At 67.3% G+C, this 17,490-nt stretch carries 20 protein-coding genes; 6 read left to right on the top strand and 14 right to left on the bottom strand.

The genetic code is table 11. The features are described 5' to 3' along the window. Positions 1-95 precede the first annotated feature (95 nt). Together ABWP84_RS04470 and ABWP84_RS04465 are read left to right on the top strand one after the other, a co-directional pair. Positions 96-602, top strand: a complete 507-nt coding sequence (locus ABWP84_RS04470; protein ID WP_353210821.1) for a Fur family transcriptional regulator — start codon at positions 96-98, stop codon at positions 600-602. Further along, positions 599-1,396 carry a GNAT family N-acyltransferase gene (locus ABWP84_RS04465; RefSeq protein ID WP_353210794.1) on the top strand — a complete coding sequence of 266 codons (798 nt, stop codon included), beginning with the start codon at positions 599-601 and terminating at the stop codon, positions 1,394-1,396. The genes ABWP84_RS04470 and ABWP84_RS04465 overlap by 4 nt, the downstream gene beginning before the upstream one ends. Here ABWP84_RS04465 and ABWP84_RS04460 read toward each other — a convergent pair. Genes ABWP84_RS04460 through ABWP84_RS04445 form a run of 4 tightly spaced genes read right to left on the bottom strand, consistent with a single transcriptional unit; the run spans position 1,344 to position 5,105 of the window. Further along, complete coding sequence (locus ABWP84_RS04460; protein WP_353210793.1) at positions 1,344-2,405, bottom strand: glycosyltransferase family 4 protein; 1,062 nt, start codon at positions 2,403-2,405, stop codon at positions 1,344-1,346. The genes ABWP84_RS04465 and ABWP84_RS04460 overlap by 53 nt on opposite strands. Further along, positions 2,402-3,415 (bottom strand): glycosyltransferase family 4 protein, encoded by a 1,014-nt coding sequence (locus ABWP84_RS04455; protein ID WP_353210792.1) that lies wholly within the window; start codon positions 3,413-3,415, stop codon positions 2,402-2,404. The genes ABWP84_RS04460 and ABWP84_RS04455 overlap by 4 nt, the downstream gene beginning before the upstream one ends. Next, positions 3,412-4,173 carry a glycosyltransferase family 2 protein gene (locus ABWP84_RS04450; protein ID WP_353210791.1) on the bottom strand — a complete coding sequence of 254 codons (762 nt, stop codon included), beginning with the start codon at positions 4,171-4,173 and terminating at the stop codon, positions 3,412-3,414. The genes ABWP84_RS04455 and ABWP84_RS04450 overlap by 4 nt, the downstream gene beginning before the upstream one ends. Continuing rightward, positions 4,170-5,105 (bottom strand): glycosyltransferase family 9 protein, encoded by a 936-nt coding sequence (locus ABWP84_RS04445; protein ID WP_353210790.1) that lies wholly within the window; start codon positions 5,103-5,105, stop codon positions 4,170-4,172. Before ABWP84_RS04445 ends, ABWP84_RS04450 begins: the two co-directional genes overlap by 4 nt. Before the next feature lie 53 nt (positions 5,106-5,158). On the opposite strand from ABWP84_RS04445, the gene ABWP84_RS04440 reads away from it, so the two are divergent. Beyond that, complete coding sequence (locus ABWP84_RS04440) at positions 5,159-5,965, top strand: folate-binding protein (RefSeq protein WP_353210789.1); 807 nt, start codon at positions 5,159-5,161, stop codon at positions 5,963-5,965. 3 nt (positions 5,966-5,968) lie between these two features. On the opposite strand, the gene ABWP84_RS04435 is transcribed toward ABWP84_RS04440, so the two are convergent. From ABWP84_RS04435 to fahA, 3 genes are read right to left on the bottom strand one after another with little or no spacing between them, the layout of a single operon-like run. Beyond that, positions 5,969-6,910, bottom strand: coding sequence for a tripartite tricarboxylate transporter substrate binding protein (locus ABWP84_RS04435; protein WP_353210788.1), 942 nt, complete (start codon positions 6,908-6,910; stop codon positions 5,969-5,971). A 2-nt stretch (positions 6,911-6,912) separates the two neighbouring features. Then, on the bottom strand, positions 6,913-7,698 hold the full coding sequence (locus tag ABWP84_RS04430; RefSeq protein ID WP_353210787.1) for a cyclase family protein: 786 nt from the start codon (positions 7,696-7,698) through the stop codon (positions 6,913-6,915). A gap of 4 nt (positions 7,699-7,702) precedes the next feature. Beyond that, positions 7,703-8,965 carry a fumarylacetoacetase gene (gene fahA, locus ABWP84_RS04425; RefSeq protein WP_353210786.1) on the bottom strand — a complete coding sequence of 421 codons (1,263 nt, stop codon included), beginning with the start codon at positions 8,963-8,965 and terminating at the stop codon, positions 7,703-7,705. Positions 8,966-9,073: 108 nt separating this feature from the next. Between fahA and gorA the strand changes: the two genes are divergently transcribed. From gorA to ABWP84_RS04410, 3 genes are all read left to right on the top strand, one after another. Further along, a complete protein-coding gene (gorA, locus tag ABWP84_RS04420; protein WP_353210785.1) occupies positions 9,074-10,444 on the top strand; it encodes a glutathione-disulfide reductase in 1,371 nt (456 codons plus the stop codon). Between the two features lie 91 nt (positions 10,445-10,535). Then, the gene (locus ABWP84_RS04415; protein WP_408904235.1) at positions 10,536-11,882 is read left to right on the top strand and encodes a class II 3-deoxy-7-phosphoheptulonate synthase; all 1,347 of its coding nucleotides are present in this window, start codon (positions 10,536-10,538) and stop codon (positions 11,880-11,882) included. Then, a complete protein-coding gene (locus tag ABWP84_RS04410; protein WP_353210783.1) occupies positions 11,879-13,021 on the top strand; it encodes a nicotinate phosphoribosyltransferase in 1,143 nt (380 codons plus the stop codon). The genes ABWP84_RS04415 and ABWP84_RS04410 overlap by 4 nt, the downstream gene beginning before the upstream one ends. 4 nt (positions 13,022-13,025) lie before the next feature. On the opposite strand, the gene ABWP84_RS04405 is transcribed toward ABWP84_RS04410, so the two are convergent. Genes ABWP84_RS04405 through ABWP84_RS04375 form a run of 7 tightly spaced genes read right to left on the bottom strand, consistent with a single transcriptional unit; the run spans position 13,026 to position 17,464 of the window. Beyond that, positions 13,026-13,466: a DUF1499 domain-containing protein gene (locus ABWP84_RS04405; RefSeq protein WP_353210782.1), complete on the bottom strand. Its 441-nt coding sequence runs from the start codon at positions 13,464-13,466 to the stop codon at positions 13,026-13,028. Further along, a complete protein-coding gene (locus tag ABWP84_RS04400; protein WP_353210781.1) occupies positions 13,463-13,720 on the bottom strand; it encodes a DUF3253 domain-containing protein in 258 nt (85 codons plus the stop codon). Before ABWP84_RS04400 ends, ABWP84_RS04405 begins: the two co-directional genes overlap by 4 nt. Next, positions 13,717-14,304, bottom strand: coding sequence for a pyridoxamine 5'-phosphate oxidase family protein (locus tag ABWP84_RS04395; RefSeq protein ID WP_353210780.1), 588 nt, complete (start codon positions 14,302-14,304; stop codon positions 13,717-13,719). The genes ABWP84_RS04400 and ABWP84_RS04395 overlap by 4 nt, the downstream gene beginning before the upstream one ends. Further along, a complete protein-coding gene (locus ABWP84_RS04390) occupies positions 14,301-15,245 on the bottom strand; it encodes an FAD-dependent oxidoreductase (RefSeq protein ID WP_353210779.1) in 945 nt (314 codons plus the stop codon). Before ABWP84_RS04390 ends, ABWP84_RS04395 begins: the two co-directional genes overlap by 4 nt. A 53-nt stretch (positions 15,246-15,298) precedes the next feature. After that, positions 15,299-16,000: a pirin family protein gene (locus ABWP84_RS04385; RefSeq protein ID WP_353210778.1), complete on the bottom strand. Its 702-nt coding sequence runs from the start codon at positions 15,998-16,000 to the stop codon at positions 15,299-15,301. A gap of 46 nt (positions 16,001-16,046) precedes the next feature. Beyond that, on the bottom strand, positions 16,047-16,589 hold the full coding sequence (locus ABWP84_RS04380; RefSeq protein ID WP_353210777.1) for a hypothetical protein: 543 nt from the start codon (positions 16,587-16,589) through the stop codon (positions 16,047-16,049). After that, a complete protein-coding gene (locus ABWP84_RS04375; protein ID WP_353210776.1) occupies positions 16,586-17,464 on the bottom strand; it encodes a universal stress protein in 879 nt (292 codons plus the stop codon). The genes ABWP84_RS04380 and ABWP84_RS04375 overlap by 4 nt, the downstream gene beginning before the upstream one ends. Between the last annotated feature and the right edge of the window lie 26 nt (positions 17,465-17,490).

Here is a 17,490-nt window from a genome sequence, read left to right as displayed (position 1 = left end):
CCCTCATCCCCACAAGGATTCGGGACGCTTTGCCCTGAGGGCCTGACAATACTATGTTGTGGTCCTTCGGGCGGAGCTAGCGATCTTTGGGTATGATGCCGCAGGCAGATGAAGCGCAAGCCGCGTGCGCGGCGAAGGGCCCTCGCGTCATCTCCCGAATCGAGCGGATGTGCATCGAGCGCGGCCTGAAAATGACTGGGCAGCGCCGCACTATCGCGCGCGTCCTCAGCGATAGCGAGGACCACCCCGATGTCGAGGAGCTCTACCGCCGCGCCGCGGTCCTCGACAGCCGGGTGTCCATAGCCACCGTCTATCGCACGGTGCGGCTATTGGAGGAGAAGGGCATCCTCGCCCGCCGGGATTTCGGTGAGGGCCGATCACGCTATGACCCGACCGATCGTGGCCATCATCATCATCTCATTGATGTCGATACCGGCCGGGTGATCGAATTCGAGGATGCGGCGCATGAGCGCATCGCGGCAGAGATCGCAGCCCGGTTGGGCTTTGACCTTGTCGATGTCCGGCTACAACTCTTTGCCCGGCGCCCCGCCGTGGCACCCGTGAAAACGACCCCAGCCAAGGCCGGAAAGAAGGCGAAATGACCCTGCCCTTCGAGGAAATTCGCAGCGGCCGCCTGGGCGTGCGCGTGGCGGTGAGCCAGGACGAGATCGAGGCCGGGCAACGCCTGCGCTATCAGGTCTTCGTCGATGAAATGGGGGCGAAGCCCGATGCCGAGGCTTTGCGCACCGGCCTTGATGCCGACATGTTCGATGCCGTGGCCAACCATCTTCTCGTGCTCGATCACGACCGGGGCGAGGGTGCTTCCAGCGTGGTGGGCACATATCGCCTGATCCGCCGCGCGGCGGCGCAGAAGCTGGGCCGCTTCTACAGCGCTGATGAATATGACATCGGCCCGCTCATCCGCTTCCCGGGCGAGATTCTGGAACTCGGGCGAAGCTGCGTGAACATCGAATACCGCACCCGCGGCACGCTGCAGCTGCTCTGGCAGGGCATCGCCGCCTATGTCTCGCAGCACCGCATTGGGCTGATGTTCGGCTGCGCCAGCCTGCCTGGGCTCGATTTGGACGCCAATGCCGCCGTGCTGTCCTATCTGCATCAGCACCATCTCGCGCCCGAGGAATTGCGGCCGCGCGCCATTGCCGAGCGCTATGTGTCGATGAACCGGCTGCCGCCTGGCAGCTTTGACCAAAAGGCGGCATTGCTGGCTCTGCCGCCCTTGATCAAGGGCTATTTGCGGCTAGGGGGGTTCGTGGGTGATGGCGCGGTGCTGGATGTGCCGTTCAATACCACCGATGTCTGCGTGATCGTGAAGTCCGATCTGATCACGAAGAAATACTCGAGCCATTATGAGCGGAAGAACGTTCCAGTAGCCTGAGATAGGCCGGCAACACGGCCTCCCAGGTGAAGTCGCGCCGGGCGCGCAACTGGGCCGCAGCGCCCATGCGCTCGCGCAGGGCCGGGTCTGCCAGGAGCCTTGCCAGCCCCTCGCGCACTTCGGCGGCATCGCTGCCATCAACCAGCAGCCCGGTTTCATCCTGCAGCACCGCATCTGCCGCACCGCCGGCCAGGCCCGCCAGGCTGGGCACGCCGAACCACGCGGCCTCCAGATAGACCAGCCCAAACCCCTCCACCGAGAGCCCCTCACGGCGCACCGGCATGGCGAAGACCTCTGCCTGGCCCAGCAGCGCGGATTTCGTGGCCTCATCCACACTACCGGCAAATGCCACCCGCTGGGCCACGCCGCATTGCGTGGCCAGCGCCCGCAACCGCGCCTCATCGGGGCCCGCGCCGGCCATCGTATAGCGCGCGCCGGGCAGGCTCGGCAACGCGCGGATCACCATGTCGAAGCCCTTGCGCGCCTCCAGCCGGCCAAGGCTGACAATATGGCCGGGCTGAGGCTCACGCGGTGCGGGCAGCGGCGGGCGGATCGAGGGGTTCACAACCACCACCGCATCATGCAGCCCGGCCAGCAGCCCCGCGGTGAAACGCGAATTCGCCACCACAATATCAGCCCTGGCGAAGGCGCGGGCCATGCGGCCGCCGCGCCCGCCGCTCTGGCGCAGCAACTCATTGCCATGCGCCATCACCACCACGCGCGGGGCGCGGGCCGGCAGCGTCTCCAGCGATTTCCAGCTATCGGCCCAGACCACATCGGCGGCCAGCGCGGCCAGAGCGCGGGCCTTGCGCGCCCGCCGCCAGAAGCGCGGCCCGCCGAAGCGGCGCACCGCGAAGGGCCAATCAGGCTCGGCCATGCCGCCCCGAATATGGTCGGCCAGCACCACCACCCTATGCCCGGCCCCATGGAAGGCCATGGCCATTTCGCCCATCGTGGTCTCTATGCCGCCGCGATCGGGCGGGAAGCATTGCGTCAGCAGCGCGATCATGGCCGGGCCAGGGCGACAAATCGCGCCGCCACCTCAGCCCAATCGGGCGGTGGCGGCTGGGTGAGGGCGGCGTGGTGCATGGCACTCCATGCCGCATCATCGCGCAGGATGCGAATCGCCGCCTCGGCGAAGGCGTCATGGTCGCGGGCCACAATCCCGCTCTGCCCATCGCGCACCCGCTCGGCCACCGCACCCTCAGCGCCCAGAATGCAGGGCAGACCCATGGCCTGGGCCTCGGCCACCGCCAGGCAGAAAGTCTCCCCAGGATCACCGAGATACAGCATGGCCCGCGCCCGGGCGTAGCTTTCGGCCAGCACCGCGCGCGGCTGCGGCCCGCATAGCACGACGCCTGGGGTATGGGCGGCGCGCTCCATCACTGGGGCCGCGCGGTCGGCCAGTTTCTGCGGCCCGCCATAGACACCGGCGCCGGCATAGATATGCAGGCTGGCATCCGGCACGGCGGGCAGGATGCGCGCGGCCCAGATCGCCAGCAGCGCATCGAGATTGCGCAGCGGGTTGGAGGCGAAGACAGCGCGCGGTGCCGGCGGCCCATGCGCCGTGCCGCCGGCGGTGAAGGGTGGCGCCACCGCCAGCGGGATTTCCACCGCGGCCCCGGCGAAGAGCCGCGGCAGGCTGGCCCGGTGCGAGGGCCCCAGCACCACGATACGCGGCCGCGCCAGCAGCAGCGGGATGGCGTGGCGCGGTTTGGCGAGGTAGCGCGCGGGATTGTGCAACCACAGCACCCGTCGCCCCTTAGGAAGAATTTTAAACAGTTTTGGCGCTCGGTTGGCGATCACGAGATCAGCCGCCCCCTCGGCAGAGGGAGCCCAGAGCGCGCCATCGCCATCACGCTCCGCCGCCGCCGTGCCGGCCAGCACGGTGACCGCATGGCCCCCCTGGGCCAGGGCGCGCACCAGCATGGCGGTGGCAATCTCCACGCCGCCGCAGGGTTGTTCCAGGGCACGTTCGGCGGGCAGGCGCGGCCCTTCGGTGGCGAGGATGATCCTCACCGGTGGCGTTCCGGTTCCAGCCGGGCCTTGAGGTGGCTCAGCAATGGAAACAGCCCGGCACAAAAGGCCAGCAGCAGGCCCCAGCCACCTTCCCGATAGCCCCCGCGGGTGACCAGCGCCTTGAAAAAGCGGCTGAAGAAGCGGCGCAGATTGCCAGGCAGGGTGCCGATGTCGCCGCTCTCCAGCAAATCCGCCGCCCTGAGGCTGCTATAGCGGTCCAACCGGCGCAGCATATCGGAGATGTCGCGGTCGACATCATGTCGGATGGCGGCGGCCTCGATCTTGGCCCCTTCGGTGCCGTTCCAATCCAGGCTCGGATGCACGCGCTGCGCCCGCCAATGCTTGGCGCCGCGGCGAAACAGGATGGGCTTGGCGGTGGTGCCGAAGCTGCCGGCCCAGCCATGCCGCACCAGCCGCCCGCCAATATAATTGTCGATCGCCACACGATGGAAACCATGCGCGCTATCGGCGATGGTGGCGCGGATCAGGCTGGCGAGTTCGGGCGGCACGGTTTCATCGGCATCCACCTCCAGCACCCAATCACCGCTGCAGGCGGCGATGCCGGCATTGCGGCGGGGGCCCTCCAGGGCCCATTCGCCCTCCACCACCCGCGCCCCCGCCGCCTGGGCGATCTGCGCCGAGGCATCGGTGCTGCGGTCGAGCACCACCACGATCTCATCGGCAAAGGCGAGGCTGGCTAGGCATCCTTCCAGCCTTGCCGCCTCATTGCGGGCCACGAGCAGGGCGGAGAGCCTCATGCCACGGGCACCGGCGATAGCAGGGCTGTGGCGGCAGCAAGGGCGCGTTCCATCGGCAGGGCATCCATCCGGGCCAGTCTCTCCAATTCAGTTGCGCCGGGGGGGCTGACATGGCGGTCGGCCTCGACCACCCGGGCATGCGGGCCGGAGGGCGCGTATTCCTCGGCATTGGTGGGGCCAAACAGGCCCAGCGTGGGGGCGCCGGCGGCGGCGGCAAGGTGCATCAGCCCCGAATCATTGCCGATATAGAGGCTGGCGCGGGAGAGCAGCGCCGCGGCCTCGGGCAAAGACAGCTTGCCCACCATGTCCACCGCCCCGGGCAGGGCGGCGAGAACGGGGGCCACCATCGCTGCCTCGGCCGCGCCTGGGCCACCCAGGATGACGATGCCATGGCCCGCGAGCGCGCCGCCGGGGCTGGTCAGGGCGCGGGCCAGGGCCACGAAGCGCTCCGCCGGCCAAACCTTATACTGCCAATTGGCGCTGGGGCCGAGGGCGAGGAAGGGGCCGGTCATCGTCGCCGTGCGGGCCGCATCGGCCGCATCGAACCAGGCGAGAGGCAAGGGCGGCGGCGCGAGGCGCAGAATCTCGGCGAGATGAGCAAGCCGGTGCCCAGCGCGCCGACCGCCGCGCATCAAAGCCCGGGCGCGGGTGGGGAGCATGAACACCATGGCCGAACCGCGCAGATCCACCACCAAATCCCAGCGCTGCCGCACCGCGAACCACCACAGCCCCAGCCAATGGAGCGAAAATTTCCGCTTACGCAGCACCCATAGCCGATCCAGCCCCGGCATGCGGGTGAAAACACCCTCGGCCGCCGGGCCACAGGCCACGGTGAAGCGCGCGCCGGGGTATTGGGCCATCAAATGGCCCAATAGCCCAGTGGAGAGCACGGCGTCGCCGATGCGCGTGGAGGAGATGAAGAGGATCCGCACTCGGCGCTTGTATCATGGTTGCACCGGCGCCGCGCCCCCGCCAAGTATCAGCCATGCCGATCTCTCTTTTGCCGCATCGCGGCGTTGTCGAACTGGCGGGGCAGGACCGCGTGGCCTTCCTCCAGGGCCTGGTGTCCAATGATGTGGCGGCCGCTGCGCCAGGCCGCGCCGTCTGGGCCGCGCTGCTGACGCCGCAGGGCAAGTGGCTGGCGGATTTTTTCATCGTCCATCGGCCGGATGCGCTGCTGCTGGAATGTGAGCGCGAGCAGGCACCGATGCTCGCCGAAAAACTGATCAAGTTCCGGCTGCGCTCCAAGATCGGGTTGCGCGATGCTTCGAATGGTTTTGCCGTGGTGGCGGGTTGGGGCGATGCGCCGATGCCCGAGGGCGCGGCACCCGATCCCCGCCTGCCGGAGGCCGGCTGGCGCGCCATCATGCCGCGCGGCGAATACCCCGATGCCAGCATCGCCTACGACCTGCATCGGCTCTCGCTCGGCCTGCCCGATACCGCCGATATGCGCACCGAGCAGACCGTGCTGCTGGAGGCCGGCTTCGACGAGTTGCACGGCGTGAGCTGGGATAAGGGCTGCTATATGGGCCAGGAGCTGACGGCGCGGACGAAGTATCGCGGCCTCGTCAAGCGCCGGTTGGTGCCGGTGCGGGTGGAGGGCGCCTTGCCTTCACCCGGCACGCCGGTGCTGCGTGAGGGTATCGAGATGGGCGAAATGCGCTCGGGCCGGGATGGCCGGGGCATGGCGCTGCTGCGCCTGGGGGCGCTGGAGGGCCCGCTGGCATGTGGCGAGGCAATGCTGCACCCCGAGCCCGCCGCCTGGATGCGCCTGCCGCCGGCGCAGGGGTGAGCCCTATTCCGGCTGCACGCCCAACGCCTGCAGGATGCTGCGATAAGCCTCGAACTCGCTATTGATCATGGCGGCAAAATCGGCCCGGGGCATGTAGCGGATGATGCTGCGCGCGGTGGCAGCCATGCGCCGGACCGTCTCCTGTTCCAGCGCTTCACGGCACAGCGTGTCCAGCCTGTTGAGGACGTGCTCGGGCGTGCCGCGCGGCGCATAGATGCCCACCTGGCTGAATTGCAGCGCATCCACCCCCTGTTCGCGCGCCGTGGGCACATTCGGGAAATCGGGATGCCGCCCCGCGCTGAAGACGGTGATCAGCCGCATCCGGTCCGACAGCACGAATTCGGAGGCCGAGGCGACGACGGCGGTGGAGAAATCCAGCCTTCCCGCCAGGGTTTCGTTCAGGTGCGGCGGGTCACCACGGAAGGCGATATGGGTGAATTCCACCCCGGTGGCGCGGCTGACGCGCCAAACCCCCAACATGGGCAGCGAATTGGGCCCGGCACTGCCATAGCTGAGGTTTCGCGCCCGCCCGGCGGCCAGAAGATCGGCGAGGTTGCGGATCGGGCTGTCACTGCGCACCACGATGCCCAGATGGTTCTCATTGGTGCCGCAGACTGGCGCCACATGGCTCGGGTCCAGGCCCAGATTGCGCACCATATGCGGCTGCACCACCACGGCCGTCATTGGCGTCATCGCGATGGTGCGGCCATCGGGGTTGGAGGAGGCCATGAAGCGCATACCCACCACGCCCGAGCCGCCATCGCGGTTCACCACCGCCACCGGCACACCCAATTGCCGGCCCATATACTCGCCAATGGCGCGCATGAAGGCATCCGACCCGCCGGGGGAATAGGGGCTGACCAGGGTGATGGCGCCCTCTGGTCGCCATTCCTGCCCATGGGCGGGCAGTGCCAGCAGCAGGATCGCGAATAGAAGGCGCATCATTCTCACTCCTCGATAATGGCGACAGCGCGGACCCAGCCGGCCGAAGCACGATGGATTTTCACCGGGAAGCAGGAGACCATGAAGCCATCGCCCGGCAGGCTTTCCAGGTTGCTCAGCTTTTCCATGTGGCTATAGCCGATCTGCCGGCCGGCACGGTGGCCTTCCCAGATGATCGAGGGGTCACCCCCCTCGGCGATGCGCTTCTTGGTGGCGCTGAACGGCGCATCCCAGGACCAGCCATCGGTGCCCACGACGCGCACGCCGCGCTCCAGCAACCACATGGTGGCGGCCAGCCCCATGCCGCAGCCGCTATCGATGAAATCATCCTCGCCATAGCGGCTGCCGGCGCGGGTATTCATCAGCACGATTTCAAGCGGCTTGAGCGTGTGGTTGATGCGCTTGAGTTCGGCCTCCACCTGCTCTGGCTGCACGATATGGCCATCGGGCAAATGGCGGAAATCGAGCTTCACGCCGGGCTGGAAGCACCATTCCAGCGGCACCTCATCGATGCGCATCGAGGGCCGGCCGCCGGGGATCAGCGCCTCATCCTGGCGGGAGAAATAGTGATAGGGCGCGTCCAGATGGGTGCCGTTATGGGTGGAGATATTCACCCGTTCCACCGCGGCATATTCGCCATTCGGCAGGTCGGAAATGGCCACGCCCATATACTCGGCCATGCGCGGCGCCGATTGGTGGTGATCGATATATTCGATCTCGGGCAGCATGTTCGGCGGGTCGGATTTGATGCCCGATTTCAGGGCCACGGAAATGTCGATGATGCGTCGCATGGGATCAGGCCTTATGGGCTGGAAGGATGGTGCCGCGGCATTCGCCGAAGCCGATGGGCGTGGCGCCAGGCGCATGCGCCTGGCCGGTGAAGATGATGGTATCGCCATCCTCGAGGTAACGGCGGCTCTCGCCATTGGGCAGTTGGATGGGGCCGCGCAGCAAAAGCTCGGCGATGCAGGCCTCACCACCCTCGGCTGGGCCGGAGACGGTGCCGCTGCCCAGCAAATCCCCCGGCAGCAGGTTGCAGCCATTGGAGGTGTGGTGGGCGACCATTTGCGCCGGCGTCCAGTACATATTCTCGAACGGCGCCGAGGTGATGACATGCGGGCCTGCCATGGCGGGGGTTTGCAGCGCCGCCTGCATATGGATGCGCAGCCCATCGGGCCTGCCGCTGGTTAGATGCGGCGGGCATTGTGGCGCACCGGCCTGGCGCGGCGGCAGCGCGGTGGCGAAGGGCGCCAGGGCCTCGGCCGTGATCACCCAGGGCGAGACCGAGGTGTGCAGGCTTTTGCCCAGGAAGGGGCCAAGCGGCGGCATTTCGTAGCGCTGGATATCGCGCACGGACCAGTCATTGAGGAGACAGAAGCCGAATAGGCGCTGATCCGCCAGGCTGATCGGCGTGGGTTCGCCCTGCTCATTCTCGCCGGCAATCCAGATGCCAAGTTCCAGCTCGAAATCCATCGTGCCGGTGGGGGCGAAGACGATCTCGCCATCCTTGAAGTACTGCCCCCAGGGGCGGCGCACATTGGTGCCCGATGGGCGCACCGAGCTGGCGCGGGAGTGATAGGCCACTGGCAGATGGTGAAAGGCGGGCGGCAGCGGGTTTTTTGGGTCCCGCGCTGCGCCAAGCCGGGCGCAGTGATCATAGCTGGCCATGAAATCGGAAAAATTCCGCACCTCGCCGGGCAGGTGCATGCGAATGGCGGATTGCGGATGTAACAATTCGGGGCGCGGAGGCGCGCTGGCGGCGAGCAGGGCGGAGACATTGTGCCGGAGCTCGGCCGAGGCGGCGCGGCCCATCGCCATCAATGGCCGCAGCGAGGGGCCGGAAGCGGCCTCTGCCGCCGCCCCGCGCAGCAGGCCATGCGCCATGGCGAGGCCGATATCGAGGACCTGGTCGCCAATCGCTACACCGCCGCGCGGCGTGCCGCCGGCGATGGAGAAAATCCCCAGCGGCAGGTTCTGGATAGGAAAGTCGCAGCCGGGCGCATTGGCGCTGGCCACCCAGCTGGTCAGGCCTGAGGCGTGGGTGTGGTCTATCGGCAAGGGCCGCTTCCTCCTTATTTGCCGCCAGCTTGCCCATCTGGCGGCAAATGGGGAAGGTGCTTATGGCGGTCGACGCTACATTCCCGCAGGCTGCGAAAGGTTCCAGGCATGGCTTATGATTTCGATCTCTTCGTCATCGGCGGCGGCTCGGGCGGGGTGCGGTTGGCCCGCATTGCGGCCGGCCATGGCGCCCGGGTGGGCGTGGCCGAGGAGCGCTTCTGGGGCGGCACATGCGTCAATGTCGGCTGCGTGCCGAAGAAAATCATGGTCCAGGCCGCCGAATACGGCATGTGGGCGGAGGACGCCGCGGCCTTTGGCTGGACCTCCATGGTCAAGGGCGAGCACGATTGGGCGGTGCTGGCCGCCGCCCGCGATGCCGAGGTGGCAAGGCTGTCAGGGATTTACGGCAAGCTGCTGATGGGCGCTGGCTGCCAGGTTTTTGATGCGCGCGCGACTTTTATCGATGCCCATACCCTTGATGTCGGCGGCAAGCGCATCACCGCCGAGCGCATCGTCATCGCCACCGGCGGCCAGGCGATGAAGTTGGATATTCCAGGCGCCGAGCATGGCATGATCTCGGATGGGCTCTTCACCCTGCCAGCCCTGCCCAGGCGTGTGGCCATTATTGGCGGCGGTTATATCGCGCTGGAATTCGCCTGCCTGCTGGCCGGGCTGGGGGCGCAGACCGAGGTTTTTTATCGCGCCCCCCTGCCGCTGACCGGCTTTGACCAGGATATCCGCGAGGCATTGCCCGAGGCGCTGCAGGCCCAGGGCATCGTGATGAATGCCGGCATCATGCCCCGGGGCATCACTCGGTCAGGCGATGGATACAGCCTGGCCCTGAGCAATGACGCGCTCTGCCAGGTGGATGCGGTGTTCTTCTGCACCGGCCGCAAGCCCAATACGGCCGGGCTGGGGCTGGAGGCGGCCGGGGTTGCCATGAATGCCGCGGGTGCGGTCATCGTCGATGACGAGCACGCCACCAGCCAGGCGCATATTTTCGCCATCGGCGATGTGGTCGATAGGCTGAACCTCACCCCCATGGCCACCGCCGTGGGCCACGCCCTGGCCGATACGCTATTCGGCAAGAACCCCCGCCGCGCCAGCTACCTCAATGTGCCCACCGCCGTCTTCACCTCGCCGCCCATCGGCACGGTGGGGCTGACCGAGGCGGAGGCGGCAAGGCTGGGCCCCACCGATGTTTATGTCGCCCGCTTCACCCCCATGCGCCACACCATCAGCAAGCGGCAGGGTCGCAAGACCACGATGAAGCTCGTGGTCGATCAGGCCAGCCAGACAATCCTGGGCGCGCATATGCTGGGCGAGGATGCGGCCGAGATCATGCAGGGTATCGGCATTGCCGTGGCGATGGGCGCAACCAAGCAGGATTTCGACCGCACCATCGGCATTCACCCCACCGCGGCAGAGGAATTCGTCACCCTGCGCACTCGCACCCGGGTTGTAGGGGAGGCACAGTAGCGCCCGACACCATTCCGCCATATTCTGGCAAGCCTTAATGAGCGGAGAGAAACCAATGGCACGCGCATGGACCCCGTCCAGCTGGCGTGACATGCCGATACGGCAGGTCCCTGACTATCCGGACAGCGCGGCCCTGGCCGCGATGGAACAAAAACTTGGCCGCTTTCCGCCGCTGGTTTTTGCCGGCGAATGCGAGCGGCTGAAGGCCGAGCTGGGCCGGGCCGGCGATGGCCGCGCCTTTGTCCTGCAGGGCGGCGATTGCGCCGAGAGCTTTTCCGAATTCCGCACCGATGCCATTCGCGACACGTTTCGCGTGCTGCTGCAAATGGCGGTGGTGCTGACCTTCGGCGCCACGGTGCCCGTGGTGAAGCTGGGCCGCATGGCCGGGCAATTCGCCAAGCCGCGCTCGAGCGATGTGGAAAAGCAGGGCGATGTGACCCTGCCCAGCTATCGCGGTGACATCATCAATGGCGCCGAATTCACGCCCGAGGCCCGCATGCCGGACCCCGCCCGGATGGAATTCGCCTATCTGCAATCGGCCTCCACGCTGAACCTGCTGCGCGCCTTCGCCACCGGTGGCTATGCCGATTTGCATCAGGTGCATCGCTGGAACCTCGATTTCGTCGGCCGCTCGCCACTCACCGCGCAATATGAGGGCCTGGCCCAGCGCATTGATGAGACGCTGAATTTCATGGCCGCCTGCGGCATGAACAGCGAGAATGCGCCGCAAATCCGTGAGACCGCCTTCTACACCAGCCATGAATCGCTGCTGCTGCCGTATGAGCAGGCGCTGACCCGGCTCAGCTCCACCCATATCGGCAAGCATTACGCCTGCTCGGCGCATTTCCTCTGGATTGGCGACCGCACGCGCCAGCCCGATGGCGCGCATGTGGAATTCCTCCGCGGCGTGGCCAACCCCATTGGCATGAAGGTGGGGCCGACGATGGATGCTGGCGAGTTGGTGGCACTGTGCCAACAGCTCAACCCGGCCAATGAGAAGGGCCGCTTCACCCTGATCAGCCGCATGGGTGCAGGGAAAGTGGCCGAAAAACTGCCGCCGTTGGTCCGTGCCGTGCGCGATGCCGGCTGCAATGTGGTCTGGCTGTGCGACCCCATGCACGGCAACACCACCACCCAGGCTGGCTATAAGACCCGCAGCTTCGACGCGATCCTCGATGAGGTGCGTGGCTTCTTCGACGTTCATGCGGCGGAGGGCACGGTGGCGGGTGGAGTGCATGTCGAGATGACCGGCTCGGACGTGACGGAATGCGTGGGCGGTGCCCATCGCCTGACCGCCGCCAATCTGAGCGAAAACTACGCCACCTTCTGCGACCCGCGGCTGAATGCCGAACAGTCGCTGGAGCTCTCCTTCCTGATTGCGGAGGAGTTGAAGGCGCGGCGGGTGGGCATGGAACGTCCGGCGCGCGCCGCCGAATGAGCGGTGTCACCGATCGGGCGATCGCTGATCGCACCGATGTCTATTTCAACCGCACCCGCAGCATCGTCGAGAAATTCGGCGATGCGCGGGTGACCTACGCGGTGTTCCTCCGCCGGCCGGTGATCTCGGCGCCGCGCATCGCGGTGGATTGGTTGCGCGCCGTGGCAGCCGAGCGCGACACCGCCTTCGATATCGAATTGGTGCATGAGGAGGGCGAATGGGTCGGCGCTGGTGACCCGCTGCTCTACCTCACCGGCTCCTTCGCCAAGCTGGCGGATCTGGAGACGCTGTATCTGCAAAAGCTCGGCGCGGCCTGTGTGGCGGCGCACAACGCCTATCAGATGAGCCTGGAATTGCCACAATCCGCCTTCCTGGCGATGGATGCCCGGCACTGCGCCGGGGCCGAGATGCAGGATATGATGGCCTATGCCGCCAGCGTGGGCAGCCAGGCGGCGCAGCGCGAGGGTGCTAAGGGCTTTGTTGGCAATGCCACCAATGGCACGGCGCATTGGTTTGGCGAGAATGCCGGGCGCGGCACCATGCCGCATGCGCTTATCGGCTATGCCGGCAGCACCCTGCGCGCGGCGGAAATGTTCCACGCGACCTTCCCCGATGAGGGGCTGACAGTGCTGGTGGATTATTTCGGCCGTGAGGTGACGGATGGGCTGGAGGTGTGCCACCGCTTTGCCACCCTCGCCGCCGCAGGCCGCATGGCGCTGCGCCTCGACACCCATGGCGGCCGCTTCCTGGAGGGGCTGGACCCGGCGGAAAGCTACGCCGTGCTGGAACGCCACGCCCCGGCTGCGGTGCGCCGTTACCGCAGCGAGACGGAGCTGCGCCACCTCGTGGGCACCGGGGTTTCCGCAGCCGCCGTCTGGCGTGTGCGCGAGGCGCTGGATGCGGCGGGGTTTTCCGCCGTGCGCATCGTCGCCTCCTCGGGCTTTGGCGTGGGCAAGTGCCGGGTGATGGCCGAGGCGCGCGCACCGGTTGATGTCGTGGGCACCGGCAGCTTCATCCCCGATATCTGGAGCGAGACCTACGCCACCGCCGATATCGTCGAATATGATGGCACGCCGCGGGTGAAGCTGGGCCGCGAATTCCTGCTGCGTCACGCCGAGACGCGCGCCCGGCGCGACTGATCCTTCAGGCCGCGCGCATCAAGGCCGCCAGCCAGCGATCCACCCGCGCCCGGTTCACCCCCATATCGGACCAGCCGAACAGGCTGTGCGAATAGAGGAACAGCCCTGCCCCGCCATTGGGCACGGCCACCACCTCGGCCACGATGATGTCGGGGTAGTTCATGATCTGGCTGCGCTCCACCCATTGCGCCTGGAGGCGCTCCGGCCAGTTCCCGCGCGGATAGGTCCGGGGGAATTCCCCGGCGACCCGGCCCAGAACCTCGAAGAGCCGGGCGGTGGAGACCGGGTAGATCGGGGTTTCGAGATGCTTGAAGCCAGGATGCCAGCCCGGCGCGGCCAGGTAGGTATTGGGAGAGCGCGGCAGCACGAGGGAGGCGAATTCCAGCGGGCTTGCGGCCTCCAACCCGGTGGCGCCACGGCTGAGCAGGGCGGTGATCGAGGTCATTCAGGCTCCTTCTGGCGAATGGCGAGGCGGATGACGCCGCGCATATCCTCGGGCGCCACAGGCTTGCCCTTACGCAATATGTCAATCTGGCCCTCGGTGGCCAGGGCGGCGGCAGCCTGGCGCACCAGGGTGAGCAAGCCGCGCCAGGCGTCGGGGGCGAGCGCCTGGGCGACTTCGCTGGGGCAGATGCTTTTGCCCGGGCCGCGCGCCTCGACCTGCCGCATGATCTCTTCCGTGATGGTGGCGGGGTTCATGGCACCAGCCAGGTGGCGATGGGCTGCTGCCCCCAGGTGAAGCGCGCCCGCCTATGGCCATCAGCGGCCAGCCAGAGCCATTCCATCTCGTTGAATATCAATTGAATCACGGCAAAATTCTCTCGTCCTGACACCGCATCGGTGGGTGCCGGTGGCGGCGCTGCGGCTGGGTGGCCGGGGCCTGGGGTGATAGCGTAGCACATGCGGGAGAAATCGCGGCTCGCATTCCAGCCGGCCTCGGCCACAGCGTCATCGCAATGCAGGCTGGCCAGGCATTGCAGGCGAAGCTGGATGCGCTGCTCCGGATCATAGCCATGCAGCGAGACGCGTGGGTCGGCGATGATTTCCGACGCCTTTTCACTTCTGCGGTCGGTGTGCAGGCGCAGGCTGCGGCTGGCGGGGTCAAAGCTGCGCAGCACCAGGGTGCGCAGCCTGGGCGCGCCATCGGCGCCGATGGTGGCCAGGTTTGGCGTGTGAATGGGGCTGCGCCTATCGACCGCGCCGCGCGCCAGCAGGGCGAAGGCGGCCTCGCGCGCCGCCTCCAGATCATGCGCATGGGCGGGGCGGGGGAGTTGGATATTCATGCTATCATGGCCCGCGCCAGCGCCTGGCCGGAGAGGAAGGCCGCCTCCACCCGCCCCTCCAGGCAATAATCCCCGGCCAGGCCGAGCCCGGCCGCGCCATCCCATAGGCAGGGAAGGCCCAGGGCGCGCTCCACCAGGGAATAGCGCCAGCGATGGGTGACCTCGGTGAGTGGTGCCGGGGCGCCGAGTGCGGCGCGCAAGCCCGCCGCCACATCCCCCGCCTTGTCCTCAAGATGGGCGCGTGACCATTCCGGGCCGGCCTGCACCACCCAGGCCTCCTGCGCCTCGCGGCCCGGCTTGGCATTGTTGCGCGCTGCCCAGCCGATTGGCCCGGTCTCTGGCCGCAGCACATCAGGCAGGTCGAGCCGCGCGGCGAATACCGCAAGCCAGGTCCAGCAGGGGGCGTATTCCACCGCCTCCAGCGCGGCGGCGAGGGCGGGCGCCACCGGTTGCAGCAAAGGGGCGGCCTGGGGGGCGGGCAGTGCCACCGCCACGGCATCGAAGGGGCCGGCGGCCTCTGCTGCAAGGTCCGGCAGCGGGCGGCCGGGCCGCACGGCATCGGCCGGCAGGTGCTCGATCATCCATTGCCCGCCTTGGCGGCGCAGCGCTGAAACATGCCGGCCGAGTTGGATATCCAGCCCCTCGGCCAGTGCCCGTGGCAGGGCCGACATGGCGGGCAGCGGCACAAAGCGCCCTGCCTCTGGCCAGGCGGCGATACCCTGGCCCTGCAGCAGCGCGGCAAAGCCCGCATCCCGTGCGGTGATGTATTGCGCGCCGTGATCCATGCGGATGGTCGCCTCGCCCAGCGCCATGCGCTTGGTGGCCATTCGGCCGCCGGCGGCGCGGCCCTTGTCGAAGAGCACCACCTGGCGCCCCGCCTCACGCAGCGCCCGGGCGCAGGAAATGCCGGCCATGCCGGCGCCGATAATCGCAATGCTCATGCGCCCCGAGTTGGGGCAAGCCCGTGCCGCTGGCAAGACCCGTTCGGGTCGGCTCAGCCAGCGGCCTCCACCATCACCAACTCGGCCTCGTCCTCGGCAATGATGCGCAACTCCGCCTCGTCACGTATCGCCGCCCCGTCCCGCGGGTTCAGTGTCACGCCATTCACCGTCACGCTGCCACGGGCAGGCACCAGATAGGCCACGCGCCCCGGTGCGAGGGGTTGGATAAGGGTCTGGCCGGGGCTGAGCGTCGTGGCCATCACCGCGGCATCGGCGTTGATGGGCAGCGCGCCCAGATCGCCATCACGGCCGCTGGCCAGCACCTCGAAGCCGGCCTCGCGCGCCGCCTTGGGGAAGGTCTTGGCGCCCCAGTTCGGCGTGGCGCCGATGCGGTCGGGCATGATCCAGATCTGGAAGATTTTGGTGGTCTCGGGTTCGAGATTATACTCGCTATGCGTCACGCCGGTGCCGGCGGACATGATCTGCACGTCGCCCGCCTCGGTGCGGCCCTCATTGCCCATATTGTCGCGATGGGTGATGGCGCCCTGGCGGACATAGGTGATGATTTCCATGTCGCGATGCGGGTGCGGCGCAAAGCCCTTGCCTGGGGCGATCTCGTCATCATTCCAGACACGCAGATTGCCCCAATGGTCGCGCGCGGGGTCGCGGTAATGGCCGAAGGAGAAGTGGTGCTTGGCCTTCAGCCAGCCGAAATCGGCCGCGCCGAGGGTGTTGAAGGGCCTGATGTCGATCATGCTGCTGGTAATCCCCTGCTGTGCTTGGTGGCCGTGATCGCGGCATTCATCCTGCGCCTCCGGCCGATAGCGTGATGCCATAGCGAAGGCCCGGCCCGCCAGAATAGGCGGCATCCTTAGTGAAGGTCTCGATAAAAACCCCGCCATTGGCCTCGATCACCGCGATGGAGCCGGTATTCTCGGGCTCTGTCGTCACCTCGACATAAGGCAGCCCCAGCGCGCGGGTGGCAATACCCTGCCGGCGCTTCCAGCCCACCACATTATAGCCGATATGCCCCAGGATATGGGGCGGCAGCGCCGGCGTGCCGTGCTGCCAGCGAAAGTCGATCGCGCCGCAGAACCCGCCATCCCACATCCAACGGCGGAAGCTGGGCAGGCGCGGCCTGGTGCTGCCGTCTGGAAATGTCACCGGGCCGTTTTTAGCCGACGGATCATCGAGCGCGTCGAGAAAGCCCTCCGGGTCCTCGGCGATGAAGCGCAGTTCATGCAGCGCCGTCTCGCGCGGGGTGATCAGGTCTGGTGACCAGCCGCGCTCCATCGCCGCCCTATAGGCCGGCAGGTGCTCGCGCGCCGGTCGAACCAGAATCACCGACACATCAGGACGGGAATCTCGCTCTTCTCCAGCACATGCCGCGTCACGCCGCCCAGGATCAGTTGGCGGATGCGCGAATGGCTATAGGCGCCCATGCAAAGCAAATCGGCATTGTAATCGGCCACCGCCCCTAGCAGCCCAGCGCCGACATCCCTGTTGGCTGGCTTGAACATCTGGCTGCCGGCATCCACGCCATGCCAGTGCAGGTAGGACATGATGCCCTCCACCTTCGGCCCACGGCGCTGGTATTCATCGGCATAGAGCACGCGGCAGGCATTGCTCTGATGCAGCCAGGGCAGGGCTGCGGCCATGGCGGCGGCACTCTCGGCCGTGCCATTCCAGGCACAGCAGATGCGCGTGCCGATGGAGGCGGGTGCGCAGCGTGGCGCGATCAGCACCGGCCGGCCGGAATCGAACAGCACGGCGTGCAGCGCATCGGAGGAGGAGACATCCTCATCGGCCTCCGGATGCGGCACCACGGCCAGGTCATAAAGGCGCGATTGCTGCGCCACCACATCCTCTTCCCGCCCGGCAATGCTCTCGAAGGAGAGGGTGACGCCATCGGTCTTATTCGCCACCTCGGCGCTGTCAGCCAGGGTCACATCGCCCAAAGCGCCGGCCATGCGGTCGAACAGCGCCTTCACGCGGTTGGCGCGTTCGCCGGATTCGCGCTCGGTGGCGGCCATCATCTCCTCGATCATCGCGCCCGAGAGGCCTTCGCCTGCCAAGGGTGCGACATCGCGCGCATCCACCCGCACATGCAGGCAATGCACATGCGCGCCCCAGATGCGCGCGGTCATCAGCGCGGTCGCGATGGCGGCCTCGCCCGCAGCGGTGCCGGTCAGCGGCACCAGCAATCGACGGAATGCCATGTTTTTCTCCCTCGAACCCTTTGAGC

The organism is Rhodovarius sp., assembly GCF_040399605.1.
GTDB classification, from domain to species: Bacteria; Pseudomonadota; Alphaproteobacteria; order Acetobacterales; family Acetobacteraceae; genus Rhodovarius; species Rhodovarius crocodyli_A.
The sequence above is the reverse complement of the archived record's forward strand: the minus strand, read 5'-3'. Positions and strand labels throughout refer to the sequence as shown.